The organism is Ralstonia sp. UNC404CL21Col (assembly GCF_000620465.1).
Lineage (GTDB): Bacteria > Pseudomonadota > Gammaproteobacteria > Burkholderiales > Burkholderiaceae > Ralstonia > Ralstonia flatus.
This window is the reverse complement of the sequence record NZ_KK211140.1, coordinates 421,886-437,548: the sequence shown is the minus strand read 5'-3', so window position 1 is coordinate 437,548 and position 15,663 is coordinate 421,886. Positions and strand designations below refer to the sequence as shown.

Annotated in this window: 16 protein-coding genes; 4 read left to right on the top strand and 12 right to left on the bottom strand. The window is 64.0% G+C overall.

The genetic code is table 11. From position 1 onward, the window contains the following. Window positions 1-37: 37 nt before the first annotated feature. Window positions 38-910: a UTP--glucose-1-phosphate uridylyltransferase GalU gene (gene galU / locus N511_RS0119965; RefSeq protein WP_027680889.1), complete on the top strand. Its 873-nt coding sequence runs from the start codon at window positions 38-40 to the stop codon at window positions 908-910. 131 nt (window positions 911-1,041) lie between these two features. Here galU and N511_RS0119960 read toward each other — a convergent pair whose 3' ends face one another. The 3 genes from N511_RS0119960 to N511_RS0119950 form a co-directional block, all read right to left on the bottom strand. After that, entirely contained in the window at window positions 1,042-2,037 is a 996-nt protein-coding gene (locus tag N511_RS0119960; protein ID WP_027680888.1) for a hypothetical protein, read from the bottom strand. 470 nt (window positions 2,038-2,507) lie between these two features. After that, window positions 2,508-2,726, bottom strand: a complete 219-nt coding sequence (gene infA / locus N511_RS0119955; protein ID WP_004631109.1) for a translation initiation factor IF-1 — start codon at window positions 2,724-2,726, stop codon at window positions 2,508-2,510. 347 nt (window positions 2,727-3,073) lie between these two features. Further along, complete coding sequence (locus N511_RS0119950; protein ID WP_004631110.1) at window positions 3,074-3,367, bottom strand: hypothetical protein; 294 nt, start codon at window positions 3,365-3,367, stop codon at window positions 3,074-3,076. Between the two features lie 306 nt (window positions 3,368-3,673). Here N511_RS0119950 and N511_RS0119945 point away from each other — a divergent pair, with 306 nt between their 5' ends. After that, the gene (locus tag N511_RS0119945) at window positions 3,674-4,783 is read left to right on the top strand and encodes an endo alpha-1,4 polygalactosaminidase (RefSeq protein ID WP_027680887.1); all 1,110 of its coding nucleotides are present in this window, start codon (window positions 3,674-3,676) and stop codon (window positions 4,781-4,783) included. Here N511_RS0119945 and pobA read toward each other — a convergent pair. Continuing rightward, window positions 4,761-5,987: a 4-hydroxybenzoate 3-monooxygenase gene (gene pobA, locus N511_RS0119940; RefSeq protein WP_027680886.1), complete on the bottom strand. Its 1,227-nt coding sequence runs from the start codon at window positions 5,985-5,987 to the stop codon at window positions 4,761-4,763. The genes N511_RS0119945 and pobA overlap by 23 nt on opposite strands. 120 nt (window positions 5,988-6,107) lie before the next feature. Here pobA and N511_RS0119935 point away from each other — a divergent pair, with 120 nt between their 5' ends. Both N511_RS0119935 and N511_RS0119930 read left to right on the top strand, forming a co-directional pair. After that, window positions 6,108-7,085 (top strand): LysR family transcriptional regulator, encoded by a 978-nt coding sequence (locus N511_RS0119935; RefSeq protein ID WP_027680885.1) that lies wholly within the window; start codon window positions 6,108-6,110, stop codon window positions 7,083-7,085. Between the two features lie 139 nt (window positions 7,086-7,224). Further along, window positions 7,225-8,394: an ABC transporter substrate-binding protein gene (locus N511_RS0119930; protein WP_027680884.1), complete on the top strand. Its 1,170-nt coding sequence runs from the start codon at window positions 7,225-7,227 to the stop codon at window positions 8,392-8,394. Between the two features lie 3 nt (window positions 8,395-8,397). Here N511_RS0119930 and N511_RS0119925 read toward each other — a convergent pair whose 3' ends face one another. The 8 genes from N511_RS0119925 to pcaF all read right to left on the bottom strand — a co-directional run bounded on the left by N511_RS0119925 (window position 8,398) and on the right by pcaF (window position 15,650). After that, window positions 8,398-9,099, bottom strand: coding sequence for an ABC transporter ATP-binding protein (locus N511_RS0119925; RefSeq protein WP_027680883.1), 702 nt, complete (start codon window positions 9,097-9,099; stop codon window positions 8,398-8,400). Next, a complete protein-coding gene (locus tag N511_RS0119920; protein WP_027680882.1) occupies window positions 9,092-9,865 on the bottom strand; it encodes an ABC transporter ATP-binding protein in 774 nt (257 codons plus the stop codon). Before N511_RS0119920 ends, N511_RS0119925 begins: the two co-directional genes overlap by 8 nt. Then, a complete protein-coding gene (locus N511_RS0119915; protein ID WP_027680881.1) occupies window positions 9,862-10,896 on the bottom strand; it encodes a branched-chain amino acid ABC transporter permease in 1,035 nt (344 codons plus the stop codon). The genes N511_RS0119920 and N511_RS0119915 overlap by 4 nt, the downstream gene beginning before the upstream one ends. Further along, complete coding sequence (locus N511_RS0119910) at window positions 10,893-11,762, bottom strand: branched-chain amino acid ABC transporter permease (protein WP_027680880.1); 870 nt, start codon at window positions 11,760-11,762, stop codon at window positions 10,893-10,895. Before N511_RS0119910 ends, N511_RS0119915 begins: the two co-directional genes overlap by 4 nt. Window positions 11,763-11,846: 84 nt before the next feature. Then, window positions 11,847-12,245: a 4-carboxymuconolactone decarboxylase gene (gene pcaC, locus N511_RS0119905; RefSeq protein ID WP_027680879.1), complete on the bottom strand. Its 399-nt coding sequence runs from the start codon at window positions 12,243-12,245 to the stop codon at window positions 11,847-11,849. Further along, window positions 12,238-13,050 carry a 3-oxoadipate enol-lactonase gene (gene pcaD / locus N511_RS0119900; protein ID WP_027680878.1) on the bottom strand — a complete coding sequence of 271 codons (813 nt, stop codon included), beginning with the start codon at window positions 13,048-13,050 and terminating at the stop codon, window positions 12,238-12,240. Before pcaD ends, pcaC begins: the two co-directional genes overlap by 8 nt. A gap of 22 nt (window positions 13,051-13,072) precedes the next feature. Then, window positions 13,073-14,434: a 3-carboxy-cis,cis-muconate cycloisomerase gene (locus tag N511_RS0119895; protein ID WP_027680877.1), complete on the bottom strand. Its 1,362-nt coding sequence runs from the start codon at window positions 14,432-14,434 to the stop codon at window positions 13,073-13,075. A gap of 13 nt (window positions 14,435-14,447) precedes the next feature. Further along, window positions 14,448-15,650, bottom strand: coding sequence for a 3-oxoadipyl-CoA thiolase (gene pcaF / locus N511_RS0119890; protein WP_027680876.1), 1,203 nt, complete (start codon window positions 15,648-15,650; stop codon window positions 14,448-14,450). Between the last annotated feature and the right edge of the window lie 13 nt (window positions 15,651-15,663).

Genomic DNA, 15,663 nt, shown 5'->3' with positions numbered 1-15,663 from the left:
CCTGAACAATCGATCATCCGATACCAAGGAAACCACGATGCAACGCGTCACTAAAGCCGTTTTCCCCGTCGCGGGGCTCGGAACCCGCTTTCTGCCAGCCACCAAGGCGAGCCCGAAGGAAATGCTGCCGGTCGTGGACAAGCCGCTGATCCAGTACGCCGTGGAAGAAGCCATGGCTGCCGGCATCACCGAGATGATCTTCGTGACCGGCCGCAGCAAGCGCGCCATTGAAGATCACTTCGACAAGGCCTACGAGCTGGAAGCCGAACTCGAAGCCAAGCAGAAGACCGCGCTGCTCGAAGTCGTGCGTTCGATCAAGCCGTCGCATGTGGATTGCTTCTACGTGCGCCAGCCGGAAGCGCTGGGCCTGGGCCATGCGGTGCAATGCGCCGAAAAGCTCGTCGGCGATGCGCCGTTTGCCGTCATCCTGGCCGACGACCTGCTGGACGGCGAGCCGCCCGTCATGAAGCAGATGGTGGACCTGTACGACCACTACAACTGCTCGGTGATCGGCGTGGAAGAGATCGACCCGGAGCAGAGCCGCTCGTATGGCGTGGTCGATGGCCGCCCGTGGGAAGAAGACGGCAGCGTGATCAAGATGTCGGGCATCATCGAGAAGCCGGCGCCCGAAAATGCACCGTCCAACCTCGGCGTGGTCGGCCGCTACATCCTCACGCCGCGCATTTTTGATCACATCCGCAACCTCAAGCCGGGCGCGGGGGGCGAGCTGCAGCTGACGGACGCCATTCAGTCGCTGCTGTCGGCCGAACAGGTGCTGGCGTATCGCTACAAGGGCGTGCGCTACGACTGCGGCAGCAAGCTGGGCTACCTGAAGGCCACGGTGGAATTGGCGCTCAAGCACAAGGAAGTCGCTGACGAATTCCGCGCGTATCTGGCGGCACGCGGCTGAGCCCAACGCGCACGTCGCCATAGAAAAAACCCGCGCAGCGTGAGCTAGCGCGGGTTTTTTGTTGCCGGATCGTGTCCCGTCCGTCCGGCGCGGAGTCCCACCCTTTTGCAACGAGAGGCTGCAGCCTCTTCTTATTGCGGTGCTGCCAGCGGCTTGATGGTGTTGTTCAGCAGGCTCCAATACGAGCTGGTGCTGTACGGAAGCATCTGCTCAGCGTAGTTCCACCAGAAGTAGCCGCCGATGAAGCGCGAGTCCGCGGCCATCGTGGTGGTCCCCATCGGGTAGTACGACTTGATCAGGTTCTGCTGCACGGACAGCGGGGCCGACGTGCTGGACGTGCCGATCTCGCCGAAGCCCACCTTTGCCACCGGGAAGATGCTTTCGAGCAACTTGAAATCGTTTGCCCACGTCGGATTCAAACCGGGGCAGTCCTGGTACGGGTAGTAGCTGAACAGTGCGTAGTCCGCACCTTGACGCACGCGCGCGGGCAGGAACGTCTGGGCCCAGGTGCGCCAGGAGTCAGCCGGCTTCTCGTAGCAGTTCGTGCCCTTGCCGTCGTCGTTGTAGTACATCGTCACGGCGGTCAAACCACCTGCACCCTTCACGATGTCGTGGGCCGCAGCCACCATGTTGCCGATGGCAGTTTCCTGGCTCGTCACTTGGGCAGTGGTGCCCGACGGGTTCGGACGCAGCCATTCGCCGTTGATTTCATTAGCGATCTCCCACACGTCCACGACGTTCTTCAGCGTGCCCACCAGCTCGTTGGTGCGGCTGGTGTACGTCTGCAGATCCGTCGGGAAATAGTACGAGTCCATCACCTCGCCCATCACGTAGGCAACTTGATGAAGCTTGACCAGCGGTGCGTAGTAGTCGGCCGCCGATGTACCCGGATCAAAGACCACGCGCACGGTCGGCTTGTACGGCAGGTGGGTGAGCGAGGCCACAATCGCGTTGATGCTGCTGACGTCATCCAGCGTGACGCCATAAATCGGTGCCTTCGGGCGCGTGGCCTGCGCCGAGGCGGTTTGTGTTCCCAGGCCTGTCAGCGTCACCGCCGCCGTCAGACCTACCAAAGCGCGCAGGCTCATGCGCGCCGCCCTCTGTGCTGCTTTCTTGGTTTCCAACATTGTGATTTTCTATTCCCTCGGACGCAAAACCTTACGCCCAGTACTTCGATGGACAAGCGCCGTCCTACCTGTGCGGTATCCCGATGTGGTGTGACTCCTTTGACACACTGAACACCGAACGGGTGCGAGCGTCAGATGACGCCCCGGTCGGCGAATGGATGCGCGATTAGAGGTCCTGCTGAGTCGATGGATCGATCAACGGCCGTGCGCTTATTGATGGACTGGTACAGCTGGCGCGGGCACGCCCGGAGGCTGCTCGCGGCTTGAAAATATGACAAGCCCTGCACTTCAGTTGGCTGCCAACTGTGTTCCCCCCGTCGACAGCCAAGCGGGATGATACCGGATGTTGCCGGGAGATCAACGAAATTTAACGCTGCTTACGCAACAATAATAAAAAAACCGCGGGTCTGCAGGACACGCGGTTTCTTTGAAACGCCCGCTGGACGGACGTCTTGGCGACACAGCCGTTTTTACTTGTGCCGGTAGTTGATGCGACCCTTGGTGAGGTCGTACGGCGACATTTCCAGCTTCACGCGGTCGCCCGCGAGAATGCGGATCCGGTGCTTCTGCATCTTGCCCGATGCGTAAGCCCAGATTTCCACGCCGTTTTCCAACTGCACGCGAAAACGATTGTCGGGCAGTGCTTCAGACACCACCCCTTCAAATTCAATCAGTTCTTCCTTGGCCAAACTCGTTCCTTTGTATGCAGCACGCGGCTGCGCCGATGGTTGCAATGATGTGATGACCCACCCGAACCACGCCACACGCCTGGAACGGCATGCAGCGGTACGCTGCGATCATCTGCCCGGACAGCGGGCTTGGGGGGTACCGAGTTGCACGAAACACAAATCGGGCCCGCCTATGGCGTGCGCCGCTTCGTGCAAGCGAGAGCGAGGATGGGTGGCGGTCGCAGATGCGCGCCGCCCGACTCGGCGCGGGGTATTCCCCGGTGCTGGACTCAGCTGCTGCCGGCCATGACTGGCGCGGCGGCGAGCCGGATTCGCCCGCTATTCTACCACGGGCGGGTTCCGCGGTTTCAGGCGCCGTCAGCAGGAAGCGACAGTTCAGGAACGTCGCCATCGATGATGCTCTCAGCGAAGCGCAGCGCGGCAATGCGCGCAGCGCCCACATTGCTGAATTGCCGGTCCCCCGATAGGCGGAAGACCTGGGTCTGTCCGGGTTCGGGCGACTCCCCCGCCCGACAGATCATCACGGCCGCGTTGTAGCTGCGGTCTTCCCTGGCCTCGGGCCAGCGTGCCGTGCGTTCATGTTGGAAAGCCAACGGATAAATGTCGAAGCCTTTGTATTGGCCCGCCGGCGAAGTGTCCATCTGAAATGCCCCCTTCTTGAACGTCGAGTGCTGTCTGACTATACACCCGTGCGTTTTGCATGGCGATGAAAGCGACGGCAACGTTTGACTGCGGGCAGAGCGCAACAAGCACACGCCCGCCAGCCGTGGCAACGCCTTCGGCATCACCGCGAAGGCTGGTCTGAAGAAGTTTCACATCGTCACCCCTCCACGGCAGGGTGCGGCGCAATCCGATTGTGCTAGCTTGAATTGGTGCTTGCCACGGCATTCAACCGGTGCCCGACGTCCACAGCAAGGCACCGACTCTCAATCCCCTGAAGAATGACAATGCGCCTGATCTCTCCGATTGCCCTGGCGTGTGCCGGGCTGATGCTGTCTGCCTGCGGTGGCGGCGACGGCGGTTCGTCATTGAGCCCGCAAGCCAGCACGGCTTCCAATGCGCAGAACGCAGCCTCAAAAACCCCCGCTGCGGCGGCCGCCAGTACCTCCCCCGCTTGCGGCATCAACGGCACTTCCCCGTTGGCCGGCGTGCAGACGTGGATGTATCAGTTGCAGGGCATGACGACGAGCGCGCAAATCGACGCACTCGACGCGCAGCCGTACGACATGCTGGTAATCGATGCCAACAACACCATCAAGGGGCTCGAAAACTTCAACACAGTCGACATGGTCGCGCGCCTGCGCACCAAGCCCGACGGCTCCGCCCGCAAGGTGCTCGCCTACATCGACATTGGCGAGGCTGAAGACTTCCGCACCTATTGGACACCGAGCTGGAAGGCGCCCACAGCGAGCGGCCCCGGCATTCCTGACTTCATCATCAAGGCCGACCCCGATGGCTGGGCGGGCGACTACCCCGTCGCGTTCTGGGACCCGCGCTGGCAAGCGCTCTGGCTCGGGCCGAACGGTGCCGTTGCGCAACTGGCGCGCGAAGGGTTCGATGGCGTCTATCTGGATTGGGTCGAGGCGTATGCCGAGCCTTCGGTAGTGGACGCGGCCCAGACGGCAGGCGTCGACCCGGCCCAGGCCATGGTGGACTTCATCGCCAAGATTCGTGCGGCGGGGCGCGCCATCAACCCCCAGTTTGCGGTAATCCAGCAAAACGCACCTTCGCTGATCGATGACGGCGGTGGATCAACGTTGCTGGCGACGATCGATGGCATCTCGCAGGAAGACACGTGGTTCGGCGGCAGCGCCGGGGCCGCATGGAGCAGCACCTCCGGTGGCGACAAGGCTGCAAGCGCTGTGGACACGCAATGGACGATCGAGCAGTTGCAGAAATACTGCGCCGGCAACGTGCCCGTTTTCACAATCGACTACGCGTTGAAGACCGCCAACGCGCAGAAGGTCTACACGGCGTCGCGCGGGCAAGGCTTCCGCCCGCTGGTCTCGCGCATTGCGCTGTCCAAGCCGACGACTACGCCGCCCTGGAATGACTGACCACGCTCAACGACGCACCGGCCGGTGCATCGGCAAACGGCAGGCCGACGTAGTTTTCGGCCAGCACGCGCGCGCCGGCAGCCGAGCTGGTCACGTAGTCCAGTTCGGCGCGCTGCAGCTTCTGCATGAACGGCGTGTGGTCGTCAAAGCGATGCAGCATCGATGTCATCCACCACGAGAAATGCTCGGCGCGCCAGACGCGTTGCAGGCAGCGTTCGGCGTAGCCTGCGAGCTGGGCGATGTCGTTCTGCTTGTAGCGTGCCGTGAGCGCCTGGGCCAGGACGCGCACATCGGCGACGGCGAGGTTCATGCCTTTCGCGCCGGTAGGCGGCACGATGTGCGCAGCATCGCCCGCCAGGAAAAGACGCCCATACTGCATCGTCTCGCAGACGAAGCTGCGCATCGGCGTGACGCTCTTCTGCAGGATCGGGCCTTCCTTCAGGCGCCAGCCGTCGTTGTTTTCCAGGCGCGTGTGCAGCTCATCCCAGATGCGCGCATCTGACCATTCAGCCAGGTTCTCGTCCGGCTTGCATTGCAGGTAAAGCCGCGTGATCTTGGGTGAGCGCATGCTGAACAGCGCAAAGCCGCGATCATGGTTTGCGTAGATCAGCTCTTCCGCCGCCGGTTCGGCTTCTGCCAGGATGCCAAGCCACGCAAAGGGATAGACGCGCTCGAACACTGCTTGCCGCTGTGCCGGGATCGCCTGCCGGCAGATGCCGTGAAAGCCATCGCATCCGGCGATGTAATCGCATTGCAATGTCTGCGGCACGCCGTCGTGGACGAACTGCACCGACGGCGTGGCCGACTCGATATCGTGCACCGACACATCGCTCACATCGAACAACAGCGGCGCACCCTGCTCCACGCGTGCGGCAATCAGATCCTTCACCACCTCGTGCTGCCCATACACGGTGATCGAGCGGCCGCCCGACATCGCCGTCAGGTCGATACGGTGGCGCTTGCCGCCGAACAGCAAGTCGATACCGTGGTGCACAAGCCCCTCGCGCCGCATGCGCTCGCCCACGCCCGCTTCGTTGAGCACGTCGACCGTGCCTTGCTCCAACACGCCGGCGCGGATGCGCTCTTCAACGTACGCGCGGCTCTTGGTTTCGAGGATGACGGCGTCGATGCCGTTGCGGTGCAGAAGCTGTCCGAGCAAAAGGCCTGCCGGACCTGCGCCAATGATGGCGACCTGGGTGCGCATGATGGTTGTCTCCGGATGAATTTGGAATCGTTCTGGCAACCATTGTTGGCGCGCACCTTGATATCGCACAATGCAATATTGGCGATAAACTTTATCGCTAATTCAGATAGTGCGATTGCCATGTCCACCCTGCCCGACTTCGATCTGAACTTGTTGCCGATTCTGCTCGCGCTGCACGACGCGCGCAGCGTCAGCATGGCCGCGCAACAGCTCAGCATGAGCCAGCCGGGCGTGAGCACAGCGCTGGGCAAGCTGCGCGCTGCATTCGACGATCCGCTGTTCGTGCGCACCTCGCGCGGCATGGAGCCGACGCCACGGGCGCTGGCGATCATTCCTGCGGCGCGCGACGTCCTGGCCCGTGTGCAGGAAGGCATTCTCGAGACCGGCGCGTTCGATCCGGTCACCACCACGCACACGTTCTCCATCTCGTTGTCGGACGTGGGTGAGATGGTCTTCCTGCCGCGCATTGTCGAGGCGATGGCGCGGCAGGCGCCTCGGGCGTCGGTGCAGTCCGTGTCGCTGCCGCCGGCCCAGCTCGAACGGGCGCTGGAGACCGGTTCGCTCGATCTCGCCGTCGGTTACTTCCCCGACCTGAAAAAGAACAACTTCTTCCAGCAGCGGTTGTTTACTCACTACTTCACGTGCATCGTGCGGGCCGATCATCCCGTCACGCGCGGCGGCAACACAAAGCTATCGATGGCGCAGTTTCTGGAATACGGCCACGCCGTGGTGCGCGCAGAGGGTCGCAGCCAGGAACTGTACGAACGCTTTCTGGAGCGCAAACGCATCCGACGGACACCGGCTCTGCTCACCCCGCATTTCATGAGCATTCCGTTCATCCTCGCGCGCACGGATTTGATTGCGACGGTGCCGCACGCCGTCGGACTGTCGTTCATGCAATCGCACGCCAACATCCGCGTGATGGAGCCGCCTCTGGAACTGCCAAGCTTCGATCTCAAGCAGCATTGGCATCGCAAGTTCCATAACGACACGCGCAGCCAGTGGTTCCGGGCGCTGGTGTCATCGCTGTTCAACGATGAGGCGGACGAATGGCGCGAACCCGGCCATCGACCTGCCAAACGCAAGAACACGAAATAGCAGCGCCGCGGCGAATGTTCACGATACGAACACTCGATTGCATTGCGAACAAGGAGCCTTTAGGATCGCTGGCACGCGCAGGCGACGCCGTTGCAGTGCCTTTCGGCTCACGCTTGCCGATCAACCTTTGGAGACCTTCATGAAACGTCGTGTGCTGCTGCTGACTGCCGTTGCCGGTGCGCTGATGATCGGCCTACCCGCCTTTGCGGATGAGCCCATCAAGATCGGCCTGATCGCGCCTTTCTCGGGGCCCTTTGCCGACTATGGCAAGCAGATGGAAGACGGCATCAAGGCATACCAGAAGCTGCACGGCACGACCGCCGGCGGGCGGCAAGTGCAGATCATCGTAAAGGACACGACCGGCCCTGTGCCGGACGTCGCCAAGCGGCTCGCGCAGGAACTGGTAGTGCGCGACAAGGTGGACTTCCTGGCCGGCTTCGGCCTCACGCCGGAAGCGCTGGCCGTGGCGCCCATCGCGCAGCAGGCGAAGAAGCCGATGGTGATCTTCAATGCGGCATCGTCGTCCATCACGACCAAGTCGGATTATGTGACGCGTGTGTCGATGACGTTGCCGCAGATCTCCACGCCGATCGCCTCGTGGGCCCTGAAGAACGGCATCAAGCAGGTGGCCACGGTGGTAGCCGATTACGCGCCGGGCATTGATGCGGAAAACGCGTTCAAGCAGACGTTCACTGCCGGGGGCGGCCAGGTCGTGGAAGCCGTACGCGCGCCGTTGCGCAATCCTGAATTCGCACCGTTCATCCAGCGCGTGAAAGACACCAAGCCGCAAGCTGTGTTCGTCTTCCTGCCGGCCGGCGAGCAAGGTGTGGCGTTCATGAAGGGCTTCCGCGAGCGCGGGCTGGCGCAGGCCGGGATCAAGGTCATCGCGACAGGCGATCTGACCGACGACCACGTGCTGCCAGCCATGGGCGACTCGACGCTGGGTGTCATCACGTCGTTCCACTACTCGGCCGCGCACGACTCCGCACAGAACAAGACCTTCCTGAAAGCCTTTGCCGACGCCAACCCAGGTGCAGGCCGCCCGAACTTCATGGCGGTGGCCGCGTATGACGGCATCGGCGCGATCTACAACGTGATCAACAAGCTCGGCGGCAAGATCGACGGCGAGAAGGCCATGGCCGCCTTCAAGGGCATGAAGATCGACAGCCCGCGCGGGCCGATCACCATCGACCCGGCCACGCGCGACGTGGTGCAGACCGTCTACATCCGCAAGGTGGAGAAAGTCGGCAACGAGCTGTACAACGTCGAGTTCGACAAGTTTGCCGACGTGAAGGACCCAGGCAAATAAATCCTACGCAACCGCCACGAGCCGTTGCAGCAACGGCGCATCGGCCAGCAGATCGGCGCTGGCCGATGCGTGCACGATCCGGCCGCGATCGAGCACCAGCGCGCGCTGCGTGAGTTGCAGCGCCAGACGCGCATGCTGCTCCACCAGGATCACCGCCATGCCGCCCTCCTCCACGAGCGCGCGGATGGCGCGGCCAAGCTCCTGCACGATGATCGGCGCGAGCCCTTCCATCGGTTCATCCAACAACAGCAGCGCGGGATTCGTCACAAGCGCGCGGGCGATGGCGACCATCTGCTGCTCCCCGCCCGACAGCTGATTGCCGAGATTGTGGCGCCGCTCCTGCAAACGCGGAAAGGTCTTGTAGACGCGCGCCACATCCCAGGCGCCGGGTCGCGCCACGGCGGTCAGATGCTCTTCCACCGTCAGCGACGGAAACATCCACCGCTCCTGCGGCACCCAGCCGAGCCCCGCACGGGCACGCCGGTGCGGCGGCACCTTGGCGATATCCGCGCCCTGCCAGCGGATACGCCCACCGTGCAGGCGTGTAAAGCCCATCAGCGTGGCGAGCAGCGTGGTCTTGCCCACACCGTTGCGGCCCAGCAGCGCGAGACTGCCGCCAGTTTCCAACGCGAACGACACATCGTCCAGGACGACAGCGTTACCGTAGCCGGCGGTCACATGTTCGAACGACAACAGGTCACGCATGCTCGGCCTCCCCGAGGTAGACCTCGCGCACCCGCGGGTCGGCGGCGATCTCCTGCGGCGTGCCTTCGGTCAGCACGCGCCCGGCGACCAACACGCTGATGCGCTCGGCAAAGCGGAACACGAGGTTCATGTCGTGCTCGATGAAGAGGATCGTGATGTCGCGTGGCAAGCTGGCGATGACCTCGAACAGTTCGGTACTTTGTCCGCTCGGGATGCCGGCGGCAGGCTCGTCGAGGAGCAGGATGCGCGGATGCATCGCGAGCGCCAGGGCGATTTCCACCAGACGCTGTTTGCCGTAAGGCAGCGCGTGCGTGGGCGACAGCGCGTCGGCGCCGAGTTGCAGGCGGCACAGCAATGCCATCGCTTCGTCGCGGGCATCCTTGTGCGACGCGACGGTACGGTGCCATTGCCACGACGCGCCCGTGCGCTCGAAGATGGCGAGCATCACCGATTCCAGCACCGTCAATCCCGGAAACAACGTGTTGATCTGGAATGTGCGCGTGATGCCGCGCTTGACGCGCTGGTGCGCGGGCAGCCGGGTGATGTCTTCCCCGTCCAACAGCACCTGGCCCGCCGTGGGTGCGAGCGCGCCGGTGAGCAGATTGATGAAAGTCGTCTTGCCCGCGCCGTTCGGGCCGATCAACGCGTGGCGCGCGCCTGGCGCAAAAGACAGCGAAATATCGGAATTGGCGTGAAAGCCGCCCCAGCGCCTGGACAGGCCGCGCGTGCTCAATGTGGGCGGAGGATGCATCTTCGGTGCAGTCACGACGCACCTCCCTTGCGAGCACCACGCGCCTTGACTGCGGATACGGCAGCCTCGAGCCCGCCGAGAATGCCGCCGCGCGCAAACAGCACAATCACCATCAGCAGCAGGCCGATCCAGAACTGCCAATAGACAGGATTGATGCCGGCCAACACGTCCTGTGCAATCATGAACACCGCTGCGCCGATCAGCGCGCCGTACAACCGGCCGGCACCGCCCAGCACGAGCATGATCAGCAGCTCTGCCGAGCGCGAGAAGCCCAGCGAATCCAGTCCGACAAATTGCGTGGTCTGCGAGAGCAAGGCGCCTGCGACACCGGCAATCGCCGCACTCACGGTAAACGCCGCAACCAGCCGCATGCGAACATTCGCGCCGATGGCTGGCATGCGCTTCGGCCCCTGCTGAATGCCGCGCAGCGACAACCCGAACGGCGAGCGCACCAGGCGACGCAACCCTACAAACGCCAGAAACAGCACGACCAGGCTGTAGACGTAAGCCGTGCGCCCCTCCAAGTCGAACGCGAACGTGCCGAGCAGGTTGCGCATCGTCACACCGGAAAGGCCATCAACACCGCCCGTGAGAAACGCCATCTTGTTGGCCGCTTCATACAGCATCAGGCCGATGCCGAGCGTGACCATCAGTCGCGTCAGGTCCTGGCCGCGCACGACGAGAAAACTCACACAGAAGCCGGCCAGCGCAGCCACGACAGCGCCAGCAGCCAGACCGCTGAGCGGTTCACCCCAGCCATGCGCCGCGAGCAGTCCGGCGGTGTAGGCGCCAAGCCCGAAGAAGCCTGCATGCCCTAGCGACACGATGCCCGCATAGCCGAGCACCAGATCGAGCGACAACGCAAACAGCCCGACGATCAGCACCTGGCTGCCGAAGACGAGGTAATCGGGAAGAAGAAAGAACACCGCAATCGGCACGCACCAGAACGCGATCTCGAACGGTGACCACCGTGCTTCCGGCAACCCATGTGCGGCGGAGCCCTCAACAGGCCGGGCTGACCGCCTCAACTGCTGCAGCACACTCATGCGCGCCTCCCCAGCAAACCGCTCGGGAAGAACACGAGCAGCACGACCATCAACCCGTAGATGACGAACGCGCCCACGTCGGGCACGTAGTACTTGCCGGCTACGTCGAACACGCCGAGCACAAGCGCCGCCAGCAATGTGCCCTTGATGGAACCGGCGCCGCCAACTGCCACCACGAGCAGGAAGTACACCATGTATTTGATCGGGAAGGCCGGGTCGAGCCCGAGCACGTCGATGCCCAACCCGCCGCCCAGCCCTGCCAACCCCGAGCCGAGCGCGAACGTGACGGAAAACACCAGGCTCACGTTGATGCCCAGCCCTGCAGATGCCTGCTGGTTGTCCACGGACGCCCTCACCTGCGCGCCGAAGCGCGTGCGCTCGATCAGCCACGCGAGCAGCGCCGTCAGCGCAATCACGACGCCAATCAGAAACAGGCGATAACGCCCGACTTCCAATCCGCTATCGAAAACCCGCCATTGCCCGCGCAGCATCTCCGGTAGTTCGACAGGCTGCTGCGACGGCCCCCACACGTAAGTCGCACCCGCCATCGCCATGAAAACGAGCGCGATGGAGAACAGCACCTGATCGAGCGGGCTCGCGCGATAGAGCCGCCGGTACAGCGTGCGCTCCAGCACAAAACCGATAGCTGCGGTGACAAGGAAAACGATGGGCAGCGTTGCCAGAAACGGCACACCGAGGCGGTTCATCAGCACCACGCACACATAGCCGCCCGCCATGGCGAACGCCCCGTGCGCGAGGTTGATGAAGTTCATCAAGCCCATCGTGACCGACAGGCCGATGCTGATCAGGAACAACAGACTGCCGTAGGCCAGCCCGTCGAACAACACACCCAATGCGCTGAGCATGGGTCTCCTCCTTGGGCATTTTTTTCCAGCTCGGCGGCCGGTTTGCCCGGTGTGTTGCGTGGCGTCTCTCCGGAGACGGCGGTGTTACTTCTTCGCAGCGCCCTCCGCATCCATCTCGGCAAACACTGTCTGCGCGAGGTGGAAGGCATGGTTGGCAGCCGGCACGCCGCAGTAGATGGCCGTCTGCAGCAGCGTTTCCTGGATCTCGTCGCGCGTGACACCGTTGTTGGCGGCGGCGCGCAGATGCAAACGCAACTCGCCGTCGCGGCCGAGGGCGACCATCATGGCGATCGTCAGCAGGCTGCGGGTGTGGCGCGGCAAGCCGGGGCGCGTCCAGATTTCGCCCCAGGCATAGCGCGTGATGAGGTCTTGAAACGGAGCCGTCAGATCGGTCTGCGCGGCGTTGGCACGGTCGACGTGGGCATCGCCCAGCACGGCGCGGCGCACTTCCATGCCGGCGGCGTAGCGTTCGCGATCATCCATGGGCAACCTCGCGCACCACGCCGGTCGTCAAGAAGCTGACCAGCGCTGCGGTGTAGCCGTCGGCCTGCTCCCAGTTGGCGAGGTGGCCGGCAGACAGTTCGATGTACTGGGCGCCTGGCACGCCGTCGGCAATGAGCTTGGTCTGTGCAGCCGGCGTGGAAATATCGTGCGTGCCGCCAATCACCAGCATCGGCACGCGGATGTTCGGCAGCTGCGCGCGTAGATCCGCATCGCGAATGGCTGCGCAGTTGCCGTTGTAACCGGCGTCCGGTGTGGACAGCAACATCGCCTTGACGATGTCGACGCGGCTGGCGTTGGCATCGCGGTAGCCCTGCGTGAACCAGCGCTCCAGCACCGTTTCCGTAATGCTTGCCATGCCGCCCTGCTCGACCTGCGCGATGCGCGTATTCCAGCTTTGCTGCGTGCCGATCAGCGCGGCGGTGTTCGTCACGACCATGCGCGGGAAACGCTCGCCGTGATGCGCGGCCAGCCACAGGCCGGTCAGCCCGCCCATCGACAGGCCGCAGAACAGCGCCAGCTCAATGTTGTAGTGGTCGAGCAGCGCGAGCACATCACTGCCGAGTTGCGCGACGCCAAACGGCGCGTCCGGCACGCTCGATCGCCCGTGGCCGCGCTGGTCATAGCGCAACAGGCGAAAGTGCTGGCGCAGCGCGTCGAGCTGCGGCTCCCACATACCGAGGTTGGTGCCGAGCGAATTCGACAGCACCAGCACCGGCTTACCCGTGGCGGGCCCATCGTCGAATTCGTGATACAGGCGGACGTTGTCGTGTTCAAGCCAGGGCATGGTGTCTCCGTGGAATGCGTGTTCAGGGGTGGCGGCGGGCGTGTTCCGCAAGCACGCGGTCGACAGCGGCGCCCGCATCGCCAAGGTAATGGGTGGGGTCGAGCAGCGCGCTCAGCCGTTGCGGCGCGGTTGCACCCCAGATACGAAGGACGTCGGCATCCTGCGCCAGTACGTCATGCAGCGTCTTGTTCTCTTGTACCGCTTTGCGGCTGGCAGCTTCAACCACATGGTGCGCCTGCAGGCGGCCAAGATCCGCCCCCAGCGCCAGCATCACGGCTTCACCAAGAATCAGGCCGTGCGTAAGGTCTAGATTTGCGCGCATGCGAGCAGCGTCGACTTGCAAACCTCCGACGATCTCGCACATCCGATCGAGCGCGCCCGCCGCGAGACAGGCCATCTCGCGCAACGGCGCCCACTGCGCCTGCCAACCGCCGAGCGCGCGTTCGTGCTCCTGCGGCAGCGCAGCCAGCAGCGTGCTCGCCAGGCCAGGCATGCGCGTGGCCGCAGCCAGCACAGTCGCGCAGCCAACCGGGTTGCGCTTATGCGGCATGGTGGAAGAACCGCCCTTGCCGGCACCGGACGGCTCCGCAACTTCGCCCACCTCTGTTTGCATCATCAGCGAGAGATCGCGCGCGACATGGCCAAATGTGCCGGTCAGCAGCGCGAGCGTCGTGCCGATCTCGGCGATTCGATCCTGCTCGCCGTGCCAAGAGAGTGCTGGCAGCGGCAGATCAAGTTCGTGCGCCAGCGTTTGAGCAACGGCGCGTGCATGTTCACCCAGGCTGGCAAGCGTGCCTGCCGCCCCGCCAAACTGAAGCACGGGCACATGCGCGCGCAGCGCGGCAAAACGATCCTGCGCGCGATGCACTGCTTCCAGCCAGCCCGCAACCTTGCGCCCAAACGTCGTCGGCAGGGCCTGCTGCAACCACGTGCGCGCCACCATCGGCGTATTGCGATGACGTTGCGCCAGTGCAGCGAGCGCGTCGGCCAGCTTTTGCAAATCCGCTTCGAGCAAGGCAGTCGATTGCCGCCACTGCAGCATCAGACCGGTATCGATGATGTCCTGGCTGGTCGCGCCCCAGTGCACGTAGCGCGCAGCGTTTTCATCGTGCTGTGCAACAGCGGCAGTCAGTTGCTTGACCAGCGGGATCGCCAGGTTGCCTGCGCTGGCAGCGGCATTGCCGAGCGCGTCCAGATCCAACGTCGCCTTGGCACACACCGCGCGAATCGGCGCAACGGCTTCCGCCGGAATCACGCCCACAGCGCCTTCGGCCTGCGCCAGCGCGGCCTCGACATCGAGCATTGCGCGCACCGTGGCGGCATCGGACCACACCGCCAGCATGGCCGGTGTGGAGAAGGCGCGATCGAGCAGTCCGCTGGTCATGGCCGTGTCAAACTCAAACGCGTTCGATGACCAGCGCAATGCCCTGGCCCACGCCAATGCACATCGTGCACAGCGCGTAGCGTCCACCGGTGCGTTGCAACTGATACATCGCTGTCGTCACCAGGCGCGCGCCGCTCATGCCGAGCGGGTGGCCCAGTGCGATGGCGCCGCCGTTCGGGTTGACGCGGGGGTCGTCGTCACGCAGGCCCAGCTGGCGCGTTACGGCCAAACCCTGCGCGGCAAACGCCTCGTTCAACTCGATCACATCCATCTGATCGATCGTCAGGCCCAGCTGCTTCAGCAGCTTTTGCGACGCCGGTGCCGGGCCGATGCCCATCACGCGCGGCGGCACGCCGGCCGTGGCCATGCCGACGATGCGCGCACGCGGCGTCAGGCCAAAACGCTTGGCAGATTCTTCGTTGGCAAGGAGGAGCGCGCAGGCGCCGTCGTTCACGCCCGACGCATTGCCGGCCGTCACCGTGCCGTCCGGACGCACCACGCCTTTGAGCTTGGCGAGGGCTTCCATGGTTGTCGCACGCGGATGCTCGTCACGGTTGACAACGATGGCGTCGCCCTTCTTCTGCGGGATCGTCACCGGCGTGATTTCCTGCGCGAGCGTGCCGTCTTCCTGCGCACGTGCGGCGCTCGCCTGGCTGCGCAGCGCGAAGCGGTCTTGGTCTTCGCGGTTGACCTTGTAGTCGGTGGCGACGTTCTCGGCGGTTTCGGGCATCGAGTCGACGCCGTATTGCGCCTTCATCAGCGGGTTGATGAAGCGCCAGCCGATGGTCGTGTCGTAGATGGCAGCATCGCGCGAGAAGGCGCTGGCCGCCTTGCCCATCACAAACGGCGCGCGGCTCATGCTTTCCACGCCGCCCGCGATCATCAGCGCGGTTTCTCCCGAGCGAATGGCACGCGCGGCGGTGCCGGTGGCGTCCATGCCCGAGCCGCACAGGCGGTTGATGGTCGAGCCCGGCACGCTGTCGGGCAACCCGGCCAGCAGCGACGACATGCGCGCCACGTTGCGGTTGTCTTCGCCCGCCTGATTGGCGCAGCCGAAGATCACGTCGTCGATGGCCGACCAGTCGACCTGCGGGTTGCGCGCCATCAGCGCCTTGAGCGGCACTGCGCCCAGATCATCCGCGCGCACGGCGGACAGGCTGCCGCCGTATCGCCCGATGGGGGTCCGGATGGCGTCGCAGATAAAGGCTTCGGTCATGATGGTTTTGTCT